This is a genomic window from Lysinibacillus cavernae (assembly GCF_009724685.1).
Lineage (GTDB): Bacteria > Bacillota > Bacilli > Bacillales_A > Planococcaceae > Lysinibacillus > Lysinibacillus cavernae.
On sequence record NZ_WMEF01000004.1, the window covers coordinates 161,924 to 178,977 of the forward strand.

The 17,054-nt window shown below is 37.5% G+C and carries 13 protein-coding genes; 12 read left to right on the plus strand and 1 reads right to left on the minus strand.

Annotated elements, in window-relative coordinates; all coding sequences use genetic code 11:
• The first annotated feature begins 173 nt into the window (after positions 1 to 173).
• The 8 genes from GJU32_RS11395 (at position 174) to ssuE (ending at position 8,477) form a co-directional block, all read left to right on the plus strand.
• Positions 174 to 701, plus strand: a complete 528-nt coding sequence (locus tag GJU32_RS11395; protein ID WP_155592069.1) for a YceI family protein — start codon at positions 174 to 176, stop codon at positions 699 to 701.
• A 186-nt stretch (positions 702 to 887) separates the two neighbouring features.
• The gene (locus GJU32_RS11400; protein ID WP_155592070.1) at positions 888 to 1,829 is read left to right on the plus strand and encodes an NAD-dependent epimerase/dehydratase family protein; all 942 of its coding nucleotides are present in this window, start codon (positions 888 to 890) and stop codon (positions 1,827 to 1,829) included.
• A 98-nt stretch (positions 1,830 to 1,927) separates the two neighbouring features.
• Entirely contained in the window at positions 1,928 to 3,205 is a 1,278-nt protein-coding gene (locus GJU32_RS11405) for an AAA family ATPase (RefSeq protein ID WP_155592071.1), read from the plus strand.
• The gene (locus tag GJU32_RS11410; protein ID WP_155592072.1) at positions 3,202 to 3,777 is read left to right on the plus strand and encodes an RloB family protein; all 576 of its coding nucleotides are present in this window, start codon (positions 3,202 to 3,204) and stop codon (positions 3,775 to 3,777) included. The genes GJU32_RS11405 and GJU32_RS11410 overlap by 4 nt, the downstream gene beginning before the upstream one ends.
• 126 nt (positions 3,778 to 3,903) lie before the next feature.
• Complete coding sequence (locus GJU32_RS11415; protein WP_196426672.1) at positions 3,904 to 5,985, plus strand: catalase; 2,082 nt, start codon at positions 3,904 to 3,906, stop codon at positions 5,983 to 5,985.
• A 316-nt stretch (positions 5,986 to 6,301) separates the two neighbouring features.
• Positions 6,302 to 7,639, plus strand: coding sequence for a dihydrolipoyl dehydrogenase (gene lpdA / locus GJU32_RS11420; RefSeq protein WP_155592074.1), 1,338 nt, complete (start codon positions 6,302 to 6,304; stop codon positions 7,637 to 7,639).
• Positions 7,640 to 7,815: 176 nt separating this feature from the next.
• A complete protein-coding gene (locus GJU32_RS23590) occupies positions 7,816 to 7,944 on the plus strand; it encodes a hypothetical protein (protein WP_274381814.1) in 129 nt (42 codons plus the stop codon).
• Positions 7,944 to 8,477 (plus strand): NADPH-dependent FMN reductase, encoded by a 534-nt coding sequence (gene ssuE / locus GJU32_RS11425; protein WP_155592075.1) that lies wholly within the window; start codon positions 7,944 to 7,946, stop codon positions 8,475 to 8,477. Before GJU32_RS23590 ends, ssuE begins: the two co-directional genes overlap by 1 nt.
• Before the next feature lie 45 nt (positions 8,478 to 8,522).
• On the opposite strand, the gene GJU32_RS23165 is transcribed toward ssuE, so the two are convergent.
• The gene (locus tag GJU32_RS23165; protein ID WP_196426668.1) at positions 8,523 to 8,678 is read right to left on the minus strand and encodes a hypothetical protein; all 156 of its coding nucleotides are present in this window, start codon (positions 8,676 to 8,678) and stop codon (positions 8,523 to 8,525) included.
• A gap of 209 nt (positions 8,679 to 8,887) precedes the next feature.
• On the opposite strand from GJU32_RS23165, the gene GJU32_RS11430 reads away from it, so the two are divergent.
• The 4 genes from GJU32_RS11430 to GJU32_RS11445 all read left to right on the plus strand — a co-directional run bounded on the left by GJU32_RS11430 (position 8,888) and on the right by GJU32_RS11445 (position 17,036).
• The gene (locus GJU32_RS11430; RefSeq protein ID WP_155592076.1) at positions 8,888 to 10,276 is read left to right on the plus strand and encodes an aldehyde dehydrogenase; all 1,389 of its coding nucleotides are present in this window, start codon (positions 8,888 to 8,890) and stop codon (positions 10,274 to 10,276) included.
• A 317-nt stretch (positions 10,277 to 10,593) separates the two neighbouring features.
• A complete protein-coding gene (locus tag GJU32_RS11435; protein WP_155592077.1) occupies positions 10,594 to 12,060 on the plus strand; it encodes a UDP-N-acetylmuramoyl-L-alanyl-D-glutamate--2,6-diaminopimelate ligase in 1,467 nt (488 codons plus the stop codon).
• A gap of 135 nt (positions 12,061 to 12,195) precedes the next feature.
• Positions 12,196 to 13,773 (plus strand): peptide chain release factor 3, encoded by a 1,578-nt coding sequence (locus GJU32_RS11440; RefSeq protein WP_155592078.1) that lies wholly within the window; start codon positions 12,196 to 12,198, stop codon positions 13,771 to 13,773.
• Positions 13,774 to 13,982: 209 nt separating this feature from the next.
• A complete protein-coding gene (locus GJU32_RS11445) occupies positions 13,983 to 17,036 on the plus strand; it encodes an efflux RND transporter permease subunit (RefSeq protein WP_155592079.1) in 3,054 nt (1,017 codons plus the stop codon).
• Positions 17,037 to 17,054 lie beyond the last annotated feature (18 nt).

The following is a 17,054-nucleotide window of genomic DNA, read 5'->3' on the forward strand; positions in this document are numbered from 1 at the left end:
AGTAAGTTACAGAAAGTAATTGATTACTTTTCGTAATCAAAGATGTGTAAAGAACAAAGTAACTACAAATGTTTATCCTATTAAATTTAGGGTAACATAATGACAGTAGTTGCTTCATATTTTAGAATATATCTCGAAATCGAGATAAAATCAACTTATTGGAGGAATTTATAATGGCAAAATGGAACATTGATTTAGGACACTCAGCAATTAACTTTCAAGTAAAACACATGATGGTATCAAAAGTTAAAGGTGTATTTGACACGTACTCAGCAGACATTGAGGCAGCAGATCTTGCAGATTTAACAACTGCTAACATTAGCTTTACAATCGATCCAGCAAGCATTAACACGCGTAGTGAAGATCGCGATAATCATTTAAAGGCAGAAGATTTCTTTGATGCTGAAAAATATCCAACAATTACATTTAAATCGACAAACATTGCAAAAAAATCAGGCGATGAATATGCAGTAACTGGTGATTTAACAATTAAAGACGTTACAAAATCAGTAACATTTGATACAGAGTTTAATGGAAAAGGTACAAATCCATGGGGGCAAGAAGTTTACGGTTTTGAAGCTGAAACAACGATTAATCGTGAAGACTTTGGCCTAACTTGGAACGCAGCATTAGAAACTGGTGGTGTTCTTGTTGGGAAAGATATTAAAATAACTGTTGAACTAGAAATTAACCCAGCTTAATAATAGATTTTTTCAGGCATGCTTGAGTAGATTTCAAGCATGCTTTTTATATGAACTAATATATATACTTTTTCATTTTACATTATAGTATTGATGTTTTACTAAAAATTACCAACAAATAAGTTTCTTGCATATTTTTAGTAAATACTGCATATAAATCATCATATTGTTTTTGGGGGCGATAGGATGAATGTATTAGTGACAGGTGGCTATGGTTTTATTGGCAGTGCGGTAGGTAGGCGCTTTTTTGAAGAAGGTGCGACAATTTATATTATTGATAATTTAAGTACAGGTCATTTACGGAATGTTGACTTTGAGCATAAATCCTATCTATTAAATGTTGAGGATGAGGTTTGTGAGCATCTTTTTAAAGAAACAAACTTTGATGTAGTCATCCATTGTGCAGCACAAACAAGCGTTCAACAATCCATCCAAGAGCCAGTAAAAGATATCTTGACAAATATAGTTGGGCTCAGCCAAATGCTTTTTTTATCATCCAAATATAAGGTAAAACATTTCGTATTTGCCTCCTCAGCTTCTGTTTATGGGGATAGTCACTATCCTCCATTAGAAGAATCAGATGTCTGCGAACCGATATCCATGTATGGACTAAACAAGAGCATTGGAGAAACCTATTGTGAGAAATGGCAAAAAGATTATCGTTTGCCCATTCTTATTTACCGATTTGCTAATGTTTTTGGTCCAAGGCAACAAATGCAAGGCGAAGCAGCTGTTATCCCAAGTATGTTAAAAAGTAGCATTTCAGGCAAACCCTTTACGATTTTTGGTGATGGTGAACAAACACGTGATTTCATTTATGTAGATGATATTGCAGATGCTATTTATGCTGGTGTAACGGCACGTTTGCAAGGTACGTATAATGTATCTACAAATGAGGCTTGGTCTATTCACCAAGTCATCTTACTACTTCAACATTTAAATCACCCACTTGAAATTCAATATGCCCCAGTACGAGAGGGAGATATTGAACATTCATTTTTAAATAATGACAAATTAGCCAAGGCAATTGGCTGGAGACCTAAAACTTCTTTTGCAGAGGGAATTGAACGTACATTGCATGCGTTACAAGATGAAAAATTAGCCGAAATCCAACAAAAGAGTGGATGAAGAACGTATTTAGGCATATTACACACAGTAATATGTCTTTTTCTATGTCTATAGTATAATAATTCATTAAAGAAATGGTTGTGGACGGAGGCTTACATATGCTTGTAGATTTTAGAGTGAAAAATTGTTTAAGTTATAAAGAGGATACGTTATTTTCAATGGTAGCGGGAAGTCGTCTTCGAAAATGGAAGGACACCCATACATTACAATTTGATTCACTTCGTCTGGTGAAAAGTGCATTTATTTTTGGACCCAATGGTAGTGGAAAATCTAATCTTTTTACGGCTATCAAAGTATTACGTTCCTTACTTTTTAATTTTGAAAGTTTAAATAATGTGAAACAGTTACGTCTACCCTATCAACCGTTTAAGTTAGGACGGCATCAGGGCAAATCAACAGAGTTTATGATATCGCTTTTTTTAGATGGAGCCTTATATGACTATGAAATACAGTATAATGCTTCTCAAGTTTTGTATGAGCGACTTGTGAAAACAAATAAGTCGGATAAAGAAGAACTGTTTGTTAGACAATGGGATGGTACTGAATATTCATATGAAACAGCACAAACGACAGCACAGGAATTAACAAAATATACACGTAACAATACAGCCTTTTTATCCGTATTACATGTTTTTAATGACGCGGATGCCTTAAAGATATTCGATTGGTTTTTACATAAAATTCTGTTTCTAGATGAAGCAAATCGGTTATCAAGTCATCCTCTAATTCGTAAACTTGAAGAGGAGCCTTTTAAAAAAGAGGTAATCAAGCTCCTTAAAATTGCAGATTTTTCAATTCAAGATGTTACTGCCAGACGTGTGGAACGCAGAGAGAAAAATACGATCGGCTATGAGTTTGATACGCCTGAGGTGATTCAAGAAGTAGATATTGATCTGCATTATCTATCATTCGATGAATCAGGCGCACCAATAGGAACGGAAACGATTAATTGGACGATGGATTCAAAGGGTACCGTGCGAATGTTACATTTAGCCTGTGTGATGGTCGATTCTTACAATAAAGGAAAAACTATTTTCATTGACGAATTCGATACGGCATTTCATGTGTCGATTTGTGAGTTTTTAATGGCCATTATGAACAGCAAACGTAATATGTGTAATCAATTTGTCGTGACGAGTCATGAAATAGAATTGCTTGATCAACCACTGCGTTCCGATCAAATTTGGTTTGTTAATAAAAGCTTTAAAAATGAATCTGAACTTTACTCCTTATTTGATTTTGCAGATTTACAAAAGAAACGTGGAGATCTTTCATATGCGAAACGCTATTTGAAAGGGGAGTTTGGCGCAACACCAGTTATCAATGAATATTTATCTGAACAATATTTAGAAGAGACGGAGGTATTTGAGCAGTGAGAGTACGTCAACAAGGGAGCCGAACACTGCGTAAAACCATTTTAATTTATTGTGAAGGTGAAACGGAACGCATTTATTTTGAGCAAATGCGTATTTTAAAACGCTCTAAATTGGTAAGTGTCAAAATAAAAAACGTCAAACGTTCAGCGATCAAGCTTGCCCAACACGCTTATCGGGATTCCAGTTATCAATATTTTGATGAGGTTTGGATTGTTTTTGATAAGGATGATTTAACCGAAAAGCAATTAGAAGAGGTTAATGATTTTTGTGAGGAGAAAAATATTCATATTGCTTATACAAATGAAGCATTTGAATTGTGGTTACTGTTGCATTTTGAAGAAGTGGACAGTTCAGAAAAATATCCTCGCGCTGTTTTAAATGACAAAATGGAACAGCATCTTGGTGTGAGTCGTTATTTTCGTCATAAGGCTGATGAGACCATCATTGCCCCGATTGCATTACGACATGAGGTAGCGATTAAGAACTGCACAGACATGATGGCTCTTCGAAAGACGGAGAGCCGTGACAACCCTTACTGTAACATACATGAAATGATACGATACATATTTTAAGGATAAGTAGGTTCTCTATTTTTGAATAGAAACCTACTTTTTCTTTGGACGTAAAGCTTTGTTGAAAAGAAAGCATGTTTATTTCTCAACAACATATAGTGTATATTGAGCGAAATCAGTAAATGTATGAAAGGGGATTGCGTGGATAACTCAAAGTCGAATCAACGCAAAAATACAGAGGAAAATGCAAAGGATCATCAACTAGAGCCGTTTCGTGTCGAGAATGAGGGCACGAAAATGACAACGAATCAGGGGCTAAGGGTGTCCAATGATGAGGATTCGTTAAAGGCAGGCGTTCGCGGTCCAACAATTATGGAGGATTTTCATCTTAGAGAGAAAATTACGCATTTTGACCATGAACGAATTCCTGAACGTGTAGTGCATGCAAGAGGTTTTGCAGCTCACGGTGAGTTTGAATTGTATGAATCCATGAGGGAGTATACAAAAGCAGGTTTTTTACAGAACCCAAAAAAGAAAACGCCTGTTTTTGTCAGATTCTCTACAGTAGTAGGGAGCTTGGGGTCGATGGATACAGCTCGAGATGTTCGCGGGTTTGCTACGAAATTTTATACGGATGAAGGAAATTATGATTTAGTGGGCAATAATATCCCAGTCTTCTTTATTCAAGATGCCATTAAGTTCCCAGATTTAATTCATGCAGTAAAACCAGAGCCACACAATGATATGCCACAAGCAGCATCTGCACACGATACTTTTTGGGATTTTGTAGCCAGTAATCAGGAAATTGCTCATATGGTAATGTGGGTGATGTCTGACCGCGCCATTCCTCGAAGTTTTCGAATGATGGAGGGCTTTGGTGTACACGCATTCCGTTTCGTCAATGACAAGGGAAAATCGAGATTTGTGAAATTCCATTGGAAGCCTGTGTTAGGCGTGCATTCACTTGTCTGGGATGAAGCGCAGATAATTGCTGGAAAGGACCCAGATTTTCAACGACGGGATTTATGGGAAGCCATTGAAATTGGAGATTACCCAGAATTTGAGTTAGGTGTACAAATACTTGAACCTGAAGATGAATTTAAATTTGATTTTGATATTTTAGATGCAACAAAGCTTTGGCCAGAGGAACTGGTGCCAGTGAAGAAGATAGGAAAGATGACATTAAATCGAAATGTGGATAATGTCTTTGCTGAAACAGAACAAGTCGCCTTCCATCCCGGAAATGTTGTTCCAGGCATTGACTTTACAAATGATCCACTGTTACAAGGACGACTCTTCTCGTATTTAGATACACAGTTAATTCGTCTAGGGGGCCCAAACTTTGCAGAAATTCCTATCAATCGCCCTATTTGTCCCGTGCATAATAATCAGCGTAATGGCTTTAGTCGACAGACTATTAATTTAGGTAGGGTTAGCTATCATAAAAATTCACTGGCAAATAATACACCAGCTACTTCCACTGCAAGGGAGGGTGGATATGTTCATTATGAAACAAAGGTTGAGGGACGAATTACTAGAGCTCGGAGTAAATCCTTTGACGATCATTTTTCACAAGCAAGGCTCTTTTGGAACAGTATGTCTCCACCTGAAAAACAACATATTATAGATGCATTTAGCTTTGAAGTGGGAAAAGTGAAAAGTAAATCAGTTCGTCAGCAAGTGGTAGATATGTTTGTCCATGTGGATAAAGCAATGGCTACAACAGTGGCTGACAATGTTGGCGTTAATCGCCCTAGTGGAGAACAATCCAAGGTAACAGCCTCTTCACCTGCACTTAGTCAAGCGAATACCATTAAATTACCATATACCCTTAAAGTAGGTGTCCTAATCGGTGATGGTTTTGATGCAAATGAGGTCGGTGAAGTATTGAAATATTTAACAAGACAAGGTGTACGTTACAGCATTATCTCTGATCGACTTGGGGTAGTGACAGGTAATAATGGTGTTCAATTAACGGCTAGTGACACATTTATCACAACCGATGCAGTATTATTTGACTCGTTATACGTTGTTGGTGTAAAGGCAAGCAATCAGGCAAAATTCAATACACATATCGTCAATTATATTAATGAAGCATACCGCCATTATAAGCCGATTGGATTTGCTACTACTGGCACAACATTTTTCAATATGTCGAATGCTAATGTAGGACCAGGTATTGTGTTAGCTACTGGTAACAAAGATTTTGCGAAAAAGTTTGTAGACGCCATTGCCCAACAACGATTTTGGCAACGAAATATTTATTAAACAAATCTATCTATGAGAATCAAATACTCGCGGAAGGGAAACGAATACCCGCGGAGTTGATTGAAATACTCGCGGAAAGGAAGCGAATACCCGCGAGAAGAAAGCACATACCGAGCAAGACAATAAGGCCTTTCATTCAAATGAAAGGCTTTTACTATTTCTGCAATTTATCTTGATTCATTTGATGTCACAAATATTGCAGTGGAGCTTTTCGAGCAAGCTCGAAAAAATCTGGTTGGAATTACGTCGAGGCATAATTGCTGTGTCATTGCATTCAATTTTTGCAAATGTTAAGGTGGTACATGAGGTGAAAATAATGGAAAAATTTGATATTGCTATCATTGGAGCGGGGCCAGGTGGCTATGTGGCTGCGATTCATGCAGCAAAACATGGCAAAAAAGTCGCTCTAATTGAACGAGATAAACTGGGCGGAGCTTGCTATAATGTTGGTTGCATTCCATCAAAGATATTATTGGAGCATAGTAAACTCGTACAGCAAATAAAACGGGGAAATAGCTGGGGAATAGAAGTGCCTCATATGGAAATCAATTTTCCTCGATTGATGCAACGAAAAGATACAATTATTCAAGAGCTTTTAACCAATATTGAGCAATATATTGTCAGTAATCATATAACGCTGTATCGCGGTGAAGCATCAGTAACAAAGGATTTAACAATAACAACTGGAAAAGAGACTTTAACGGCTACAGATATTATTTTAGCAACGGGCAGTAAACCATTTGTCCCACCATTTGCAGGGTTAGAATCATCTACCTATTTTACGACCGATACATTTTTTGATTTAGATGAGCTACCAGCGCAATTAACGATTATTGGGGGTGGCGTTATTGCGGTAGAAATGGCCTTTAGTTTAGCACCACTCGGTACAAAGGTAACGATGCTTAATCATAGTGAGGATATTTTACAAACTGAAGAGGCAGAAGCAAGACCCCTTATTCGAGAAAAAATGCAGAAACTTGATATCGAGCTTGTGACAGATTTCCAATTTGAAAAATTTGAAGGCAATACAATTCATACATCTAAAGGTACTTATACATATGAAAATCTTTTATTTGCGACTGGTCGTCGTCCCAATACAGAAATAGCTCAGCATTTAGGGTTAACATTTGATGGCCGTTTAATTGCTGTTAATGAACATTTAGAGACGAGTCAGCCACATATTTATGCCATTGGTGACTTAGTGGGTGGTTATCAGCTTGCGCATTCTGCTAGTGCTGAAGGCATCTATGTTGTAGATCATATTGTGGGCAATCAACCAACACCAATTGACCAAACAACAATCCCTCGTTGTGTTTATACACATCCAGAAATCGCCACGTTTGGATTACTAGAAGAGCAGGTAAAAGAGCCTTACACCGTAACAAAAATGCCACTACAAACAAATCCAAAGGCATTGATGGAAGGAAATACAGAAGGCTTTGTGAAGCTGATAACAACAGAAGATAATGGTCAAATTTTAGGTGCTTGTGTTGTAGCAGATGGAGCAACAGAGATACTTAATGCTATTTTAGCAGTAAGAAATGCTGGTGGTACAGCTCAGTCACTAGCACATATGATTTTCCCGCATCCAACTGTTTCTGAGCATATTGGAGATGCTGCAAAAGCTGTTTTTGGGAAAGCGATCCACCAATAATTAAAAAGCTATTGACATGAAAGAAATTTATGTTAAATTAATTTTATAAGAATACTTGGTATTTAAGTTGACTAGGCATCTAGAGGCTTCTATTTTACAAAACGGTAATCCGTTTGATTGTAAAATAGAAGCCTTTTTTATCTTGATTCAGAACTCTTCTCTAGAGGGGAAGATGATTGCTTGTGTTAATTTTTGTGACAGAACGTGACGGTTTGAGGTTAACGTCTACTTGTCAGCCCGAAAAAATCTGTAGCCAATTATGCTGTGGTTTAATGGATGAAATAGAATTAAAGGAGTGGGAATGATGACAAAAGCAGTAATTATTAATGGGAGTAATTCGAAAAATTCTAGAGTTACTGCCATTCATGAAAAAGTGGAAAACCATTTTATCACACAAGGAATAGTGGTTCATTCCAATTATGTACATGAACTACCAGCTGCAGATTTATTAACAGCAAATTTTGCAAGTAAGGAAATACAGGCAGAAAATAAGTGGATTGAGGAAGCAGATATAATCGTCGTACTAACCCCTATTTATAAAGCATCCTATACGGGTATTTTAAAGACTTACTTGGATTTACTACCACAAAAAGCCTTGCTAGGGAAGACCATATTACCTATTGCAATAGGAGGTTCAATCGGTCACTTATTGGCATTGGAGTATGCGTTAAAGCCAGTTTTATCTGTGTTAGGAGCTACCTCAATTACCCATTCTGTTTATATTGTGGATAAACAAATTATTCGTCTTGATGAAGGTGGTTTTGCCATTGAGGAAGAAGCTATCAGCAGACTTGAAGCAGAGTTAGCACAATTAAAGCAAGTATTAATCGTCAATTAAAAATGATAAAAGCGCACTATAGGGACATCCTATAATGCGCTTTCTTTAATTTACTTCAGAATTTTCTTCATTATTCACAGGTATTGTAGTGAGATATAAGAAAGCTTCATCTTGCAATAGCAATAATTTTTCTTCACAAATTCCATGCGATAATGGTCCAGAAAAAATGGATTCCCACCATGTCCCAGTTGTTGTTGTCATTCATCTACGCCCCCGTTTCGGTTTTAATATGTAGTTGTATATTTCCCGAGATGAAAAAACTAAAACATTTCATTTTCACATAAACCCATTTCACCCCCGATGTAGAAAGAGGATTTTTGCCTCTTGATGTTGTATCGTATATACAAAGATAGTTTGTTTCAAAATGAAAAAACTATGTATGCCATTTTAAAAAAAGGGGTGCTTTATTGATGAATTTTACGTCTCAAGATGTAGAAAATATGATTACAGAGCAGCGTCAATTTTATTTTTCTCGTGCAACAAAAAGTGCAAAGTTTCGAAAAGAGCAATTAAAGAAATTAAAAACTTCGATTTTAAAATATGAGAAAGACATTTTGAATGCACTGTACTTAGACCTCCGTAAAAGCGAATTTGAAGCTTATGCAACAGAAATTGGCATTGTGTTAGATAGTATTTCATATATGGTGAAGCATGTGGAGGAATGGATGGAGCCTGAAGCGGTCAAAACACCGATTCAATATCAGATGGGCAAGAGCTTCATTGTTCGTGAGCCATATGGTGTCACATTAATTATTGGGCCTTTCAATTATCCATTTCAACTTGTAATGGAGCCACTAATAGGTGCCATTGTTGGAGGAAATACAGCAATCGTCAAGCCTTCAGAAACATCTGTACACACTGCAGCCATTGTGAAAAAAATAATTGAAGAAACGTTCCACTCCTCCTATGTACGTGTGGTTGAGGGGGAAAAAGAAGAAGTCACAGCCCTCATTCATGCTCCCTTCGATTACATCTTTTTTACAGGCAGTGTAGCTGTTGGGAAGGTAGTAGCAAAGGCAGCTGCAGAACGTTTAACACCAGTTGCTTTAGAACTTGGTGGAAAAAGTCCAGCTATTGTCGATCAAACAGCTAACCTAGAAGTAGCTGCGAAGCGGATTGTATGGGGGAAATTCACAAATACTGGACAAACGTGTGTAGCGCCAGATTATTTACTTGTACACAAAGATGTTTATGACCGTTTTATGAAAATATTGAAAGAAACAATCCGTTCATTCTATGGCAAGAATCCTTTAAAAAGCCCTGATTATGGCCGCATTGTGAATTTGAGACAATTCGATCGTTTACAGCAAATAATTGTAGAAGAGCGGGATGCCATTACATTTGGTGGAAGAATAGATCGTGATGATTTATATATTGAGCCAACTATCATCGAATATGTAAAATGGACAAATCCTTCGATGCAGGAAGAACTCTTTGGTCCAATTTTACCTGTCATGATGTATAATGATTTACCATTTGCGATTCATGAAATACGTCAATTACCAAAGCCTTTAGCGGCATATTTCTTCTCAGAGCATGAAAAAGCCACACAATACTTTTTAGATGAATTGCCATTTGGTGGAGGATGTATTAACGATACCATTACACATGTTGGAAATTTACATTTGCCATTTGGTGGTGTTGGGTCATCAGGCGTAAAAGCATACCATGGCAAAGCTAGCTTTGAAAACTTTACACATCCTAAATCGATATTAAAGAAATCTTCCAAGCTTGAGACAAATGTATTGTTCCCACCTTATAAACAAAAAGTGAAAATTGTACGATCCATTATGAAATAGTTAACGAGGGAGATATCTTTTGGTACCTCCCTTGTAAAAAAGCCTCTCATTAGCATAGACGAGTGTTCTCTCAAAATCCTTCCTGGGTATGTCGAAAAATGCCGATTCGTGATTATAAATGAAAATTTGGAGGAAAACATGTTTTTTTGTTCATATGAAAGCGTTTTCGTTGAAAAAACACATAGGAGGCATTTTATTTATCGTGAAATAAGTAGTAAAATAAGTTCAATAGTACGTGGGGGAATTCATATTGTCGTTTTTTGTCGAATAATTAAAAATGATGACATGAGTGTAGAGATTGATTGGAGGACTATGAAATGTATGCAGAGGAATTGTTAAGCGCATTACCTTTGAAAAAAATAATTGGTGTGCTGCCAGATCAGGTTAGTGATATCGTAATAGATTCAAGAAGTGTGCAACCAAATAGTATGTTTGTTTGTATCAAAGGATATACAGTGGATGGGCATGATTATGCTCAAAAGGCTGTAGATGGCGGTGCAACAATCGTTGTAACAGAACGTGAATTACCACTTGGAGAGACGATTGCACAAATAATTGTGAGAGATACAGATCGAGCAGTGGGCTTACTAGCCGCAAAGTTCTTTGATTATCCTTCTAAGGACATGACGATGATTGGGGTAACTGGAACGAATGGTAAAACATCAGTAACAGGTATTATTCAAAATATCATGCATGGTATGGGAGAAAAATCTGCCTTATCTGGCACAATTGGCTTTAATTTAAATGGTATTTTATATGAATCTGCCAATACAACGAGTGATGCGCTATCGACACAACAAATGATTTTCCGGGCAAAAATGGAAGGCTGTCGTTTAATGACGATGGAAGTTTCATCCCATGGACTTGCACTTGGACGTTTAGCAGGTGTTGATTATGATGTCGCTATTTTTACTAATCTAACGCATGATCATCTTGATTTCCATGGTACGATGGAGGAATACGGTCATGCTAAAGGCTTATTATTCTCCCAACTTGGACAAGATTTAGAAAAGAATAAATTTGTTGTATTGAATGCAGATGATGCTTGGTCCGAACGGTATGCAGCAATGACACCATTTCCAGTGTGGACATATGGCTTAAAAAATGAAACGGCGGATTTCCGTGCCATTAACTGTGAATATCACGATTATATGACATCTTTTGATGTGGAGATGTCAGAAGGAATTTATCGTGTGAAAATGAATTTACTTGGTGAGTTTAATATTTACAATGTGTTAGCCTCAATGGTTGCATTCTATGGTCGTGGCTATTCTATGGAGTCCATTATTGAGCAAATTGAGCAACTACCACCAGTCAAAGGTCGTATGGAAAAAGTATGTTCAGAGCTACCTGTACAAATTTTTATTGATTATGCCCATACACCAGATGCTATTGAAAAAGCTATTGAAGCAGCACAACCTTATAAAAAGGGCAAGCTTATTTTCTTAGTTGGAACAGGTGGTAATCGCGATAAATCGAAACGTCCTACGATGGCTGAGAAAGCGTCGGCTGCTGAATATGTCATTTTGACGACAGATGATCCACGTTATGAGGATTATGCTAGTATTACAGGTGATCTTGCCAAAGGCATGCTACATGACAATTACGCCTGTATCGGGGATCGCGCAGAGGCAGTACGACATGCCATTGAGGTTGCTGAACCTGGCGACATGATTATTTTTGCTGGTAAGGGCCATGAGGATTATCAAATTATTGAAAATACAAAATTTCCACATAGTGATGCAGAAATTGCAATAGAAGCTGGCCGATTAAAATTCGTTTGATTGAAGATAAAATCTTAGGAAAACCTTTTAGTTATAACTAAAGGGTTTTCTTTTTGGAGATTTCATGTAAAAAGGTTGTACGAAAGGCGAGTCTTCTTTTATTATAAGGAAGTATGAAAAAAGGAGAATGACGAGATGAATTCAAATTTAGAAAAAGATATACTATCGCGTCGTACTTTTGCCATTATCAGTCACCCTGATGCTGGGAAAACGACGATTACAGAAAAGCTTTTACTATTTGGTGGCGCCATTCGCGACGCAGGAACAGTAAAAGGAAAAAAAACAGGTAAGTATGCAACATCTGACTGGATGGAAATCGAAAAGCAACGTGGGATATCTGTTACTTCATCCGTAATGCAATTCGATTATAGCGGTTCTCGTGTGAATATTCTGGATACCCCAGGACACCAGGATTTCTCAGAGGACACATATCGAACATTAATGGCTGTAGATAGTGCTGTCATGGTGGTGGATGCTGCCAAAGGGATCGAGGCACAAACATTAAAGCTATTTAAAGTTTGTAAAATGCGTGGTATTCCAATTTTTACATTTATTAATAAATTGGACCGTCAAGGGAAAGAGCCACTTGAGTTGATTGAAGAGCTTGAGGAGGTACTTGGTATAAACGCTTACCCAATGAACTGGCCAATCGGTATGGGTAAAGAGTTTCTTGGTATTTACGATCGTTATAATAAACGCATTGAGCAATTCCGTACGGATGAAGCTGAACGCTTCCTACCAATTGACGAAAATGGAGAGCTTGCTGTAGAGCATCCAATGAAAGTTACTTCTTATTACACACAAGCAATGGATGACATCATGCTACTTGACGAAGCGGGTAATGACTATTCGGAAGAAAAAATTCGTCGTGGTGAATTAACACCTGTATTCTTTGGTTCAGCGTTAACAAACTTTGGTGTTCAAACTTTCCTTGAAACATATTTACAATTTGCACCGACACCACAGCCTCGTATTACAGAGGATGAGCAGTTTATTGATCCAGTAGAACATGGGGAATTTTCAGGCTTCATTTTCAAAATTCAGGCCAATATGAATCCTGCACACCGTGACCGTATTGCCTTTGTACGCATTGTTTCTGGTAAATTTGAACGTGGTATGAATATGACACTTTCTCGTACAGGTAAATCATTTAAAGTGACACAATCTACTCAATTTCTTGCAGATGATCGTGAAACAGTAGATGAAGCTGTTGCTGGAGATATTATCGGTTTATATGATACAGGAACATATCAAATTGGAGACACAGTTGTAGGTGGCAAGAAAACATTCCAATTTGAGAAATTACCACAGTTTACACCTGAGTTATTTGTTCGTGTAACAGCGAAAAACGTCATGAAATCGAAGCAATTCCATAAAGGTATTTTACAATTAGTACAAGAGGGCGCCATTCAATATTATAAAACGCTGCATACAGAGGAAGTTATTCTTGGAGCTGTTGGTCAATTACAATTTGAAGTATTTGAGCATCGTATGAAAAATGAATACAATGTGGAAGTAAGAATGGAGCCAATCGGTTCAAAAATTGCACGTTGGATTGAAAATGAAGAGGATGTGAAAGAGTCAATGTCCTCTGGTCGATCAATGCTAGTGAAAGACCGCTTTGATAATCTTGTTTTCCTATTTGAAAACGAATTTGCCATGCGTTGGTTTGCCGATAAAAACGAAAACATTAAACTTTATAGCCTTCTATAATAGTCAAACACGAATCGACAATTGTGCGATTCGTGTTTTTTTGCAAGGAAAATTGACACTGTCTGTAGAATATAAACAGTGTTAGGAAATATAATCTTCATGTGGGATAAGTTTGCACGAACTAGTCGAAAAAGAACTTACCTATTTATAAAATAATCTCCTTTTCGGCTATCATAGAAAGGAAGAGGTAGAAAAAGGAGTTTGTTTATATGAACATCAGTAATTTTTCAATTAAAAGACCCGTCTTTACGATTGTGACAATGCTTTTTGTCATCCTGCTAGGCGGTGTATCATTATTAAAAATACCGATTACGTTAATTCCAGAGTTAAATCCCCCTATAGGTGTTGTTGTCACCTCTTATCCTGGAGCAAATCCAACAGAGGTGAATGAGAAGATAACGAAGCCTTTAGAGGCTACTCTTGCCACCTTACCGGGTATTAAGAAACTACAGTCAACCTCACAAGAAGGTTCCAATTTAATTGTGCTTGAGTTCAATTGGTCCACGAATATGGAAGATGTCCAACTCGATATTTTACAACGAATTGATATGACGCCATTACCAAATGATGCAGGCAAGCCTAGTTTTTTAAAATTTGATCCTTCTCAATTTCCCATTATTCAGTTGTCATTACGTGCAGAAAATAACGATGTAGATGTGCGTTTGTTAGCTGAGGAATTAGAGAAAGAACTACGACGAACAGAGGGTGTCGCAAGTGTCAATGTTTCTGGCAAACTTATTGAAGAAATACAAATAACACTAGATGAAGCAAAGCTAGTCGAAAAAGGCTTAACACAGACAGACATTATTCAAATCGTTCAATCGAATAATGTATCTCTTCCTGGCGATCCTGTTTCAACAGATGATGGAAAGATGTTAACAACACGTATTGTTAGTACATTAACGTCACCTGAAAATATTGCAGATTTAATTGTCTCAGTGAACCCTTTAACGGGTGAAACGCTAACAGTTGGTGATCTTGCATCAGTAGAGAGAACAGAACAACAATCTACTACTACAACACGTGCCAATGAACATCCAGCAGTCCTTATGTCCGTTTTACAGGAATCTGGTGCAAATACAGCAGAAGTTTCGAAAGAGTTTCAACAAGCGTTAGACGAATTACTAGAGCAAGAACAGTATAAGGGTATTACAGCGGATATACTAGTAGATCAAGGCAACTATGTAGATTTAGCCATTAGTAACATTGGCTCTTCCTTAATTGTTGGTGGACTATTTGCGATGTTTGTCTTATTTATTTTTTTGCGTAGTGTAAAGAGCCCTATCATTATCGGTATTGCTATCCCCTATTCGGTTATTGTGACATTTGTGTTGATGTTTTTTGCAGATTTTTCCCTCAACATTATGACATTAGGTGCTCTAGCACTGGGGATTGGTATGCTTGTGGATAATGCCATTGTTGTTATAGAAAATATAGAAAGACACTTAGGGCTAGAGAAGGACCCTATTACTGCAGCAAAGGAAGGAACAAAGGAAGTAGCACTTGCTATTATAGCTTCAACACTAACAACAATAGCGGTATTCATTCCTGTCATGTTCATCGAAGGATTGATTGGACAAATTTTTACAGAGTTTGCATTAACTATTTCATTCAGTTTAATAGCTTCTTTAGTAGTTGCTCTTACTGTAGTTCCGATGCTAGCGAGTCGTCTATTAAAAATGAAAAACACCAATTTTTATGTACAGCGCAGTAACTCCAGGTTTTATAAGGGCTACAAATCCTCAATCATATGGGTATTACAGCACCGAATGCTAATACTAATGATCACAGTAGTTTGTTTTGGTGTATCACTATTTGGACTGACTAGGATAGGGACTGAGTTTTTACCGCCTACCGATGAAGGATTCACATCCATAAATGTTAATCTTGAAACGGGTGTCGCTGTATCGGAAACAGAAAAGGTTGTTAAGAAAATTGAGGATCGTTTAAAGCAGGAAAAAGACGTAGATGTTTATGTTAGTTTAATTGGTGGTACCCAACAAACTCAGGCACGTGGACAGACCAGTCCCAACCAAGCTGAAATGTATGTGAAACTAGTACCATTAGCGGAAAGACAGCGCTCCGTCTTTGAATTTGTTGAAGAACTGGAGCAAGATATACAGGAAGAACTTGGAGAGCAAGCTGAAATTAAATTTAACGTATCGACAGCAACAGGCTCGTCACCACATACGTTAACTTTCCGATTAACAGACTCAGACGAACAAAGGCTTCAGCATGCTGTCAATAAAGTGCAGCAAGAGCTACAAACAATTCCAGAAGTGACAACTGTCTCTACGGATTTAGATAATACCGTTCAAGAGATTCAAATTGAGGTTAATCGAGAAAAAGCAAAAGACTACGGTTTTGTACCAGCACAAATTGCTCAAACTGTGAACCAAATGACAAAAGGGCAATTAACATCTCAATTTATTGCGGAGGACGGCGCGGTTTTACCTGTCTATACAGGCTTTGGACAGACATTTAATACAAGTATGGATGCTCTAAAAGCTATGCAACTCCGCTCACCAGCAGGGGTGTTTGTGAAATTAGAAGATGTTGCAACGGTTTCTATAAAAGAAGGTCCAGTCTCCATTCGTCGTTCTGATCAGGCAGCCGCGGTAGCATTTTTCGTTGATTATGAAACGAAGGAATCGTTAGGTGGAATTTCTGCAAAAGTAGATAAAGCGTTAAAACAAGGTAATTTACCACCTACTACTCAAGTTGTTTTCAGTGGGGATCGAGAGCTTTATGATAGTGCAATCGATGATATGCTACTAGCAGTGATGCTAGCAATCGTACTCGTTTATATTGTGATGGCTGCTCAATTTGAATCATTTAAATATCCGTTTGTCATCATGTTTACAGTTCCATTAATGATCATTGGTGTGGCGATAGCAATGTTTTCAACAAATACTTTAATCGGTGTTACTTCTGTTATAGGTATCTTAGTGCTTGTAGGGATTGTCGTGAATAACGGTATCGTACTTGTCGATTATATTAATCAGCAAAAGGCGAAGGGCATGCCAGTTTATGAAGCCATTTTACTTGCGACCCAAGATCGTCTTCGCCCAATTTTAATGACAGCGCTAACGACTATTTTAGGGCTATTACCACTTGCACTTGGTATTGGGGAAGGAACAGAGATGAATCAGCCGATGGGTATTGCAGTGATTGGAGGACTTGTGACCTCAACTTTACTCACGCTGTATATTGTACCGATTATCTATAGTTTAATGGATAAAGAAACAAGAAAGATACGCTAGATTCAAGGGGGAATGGGA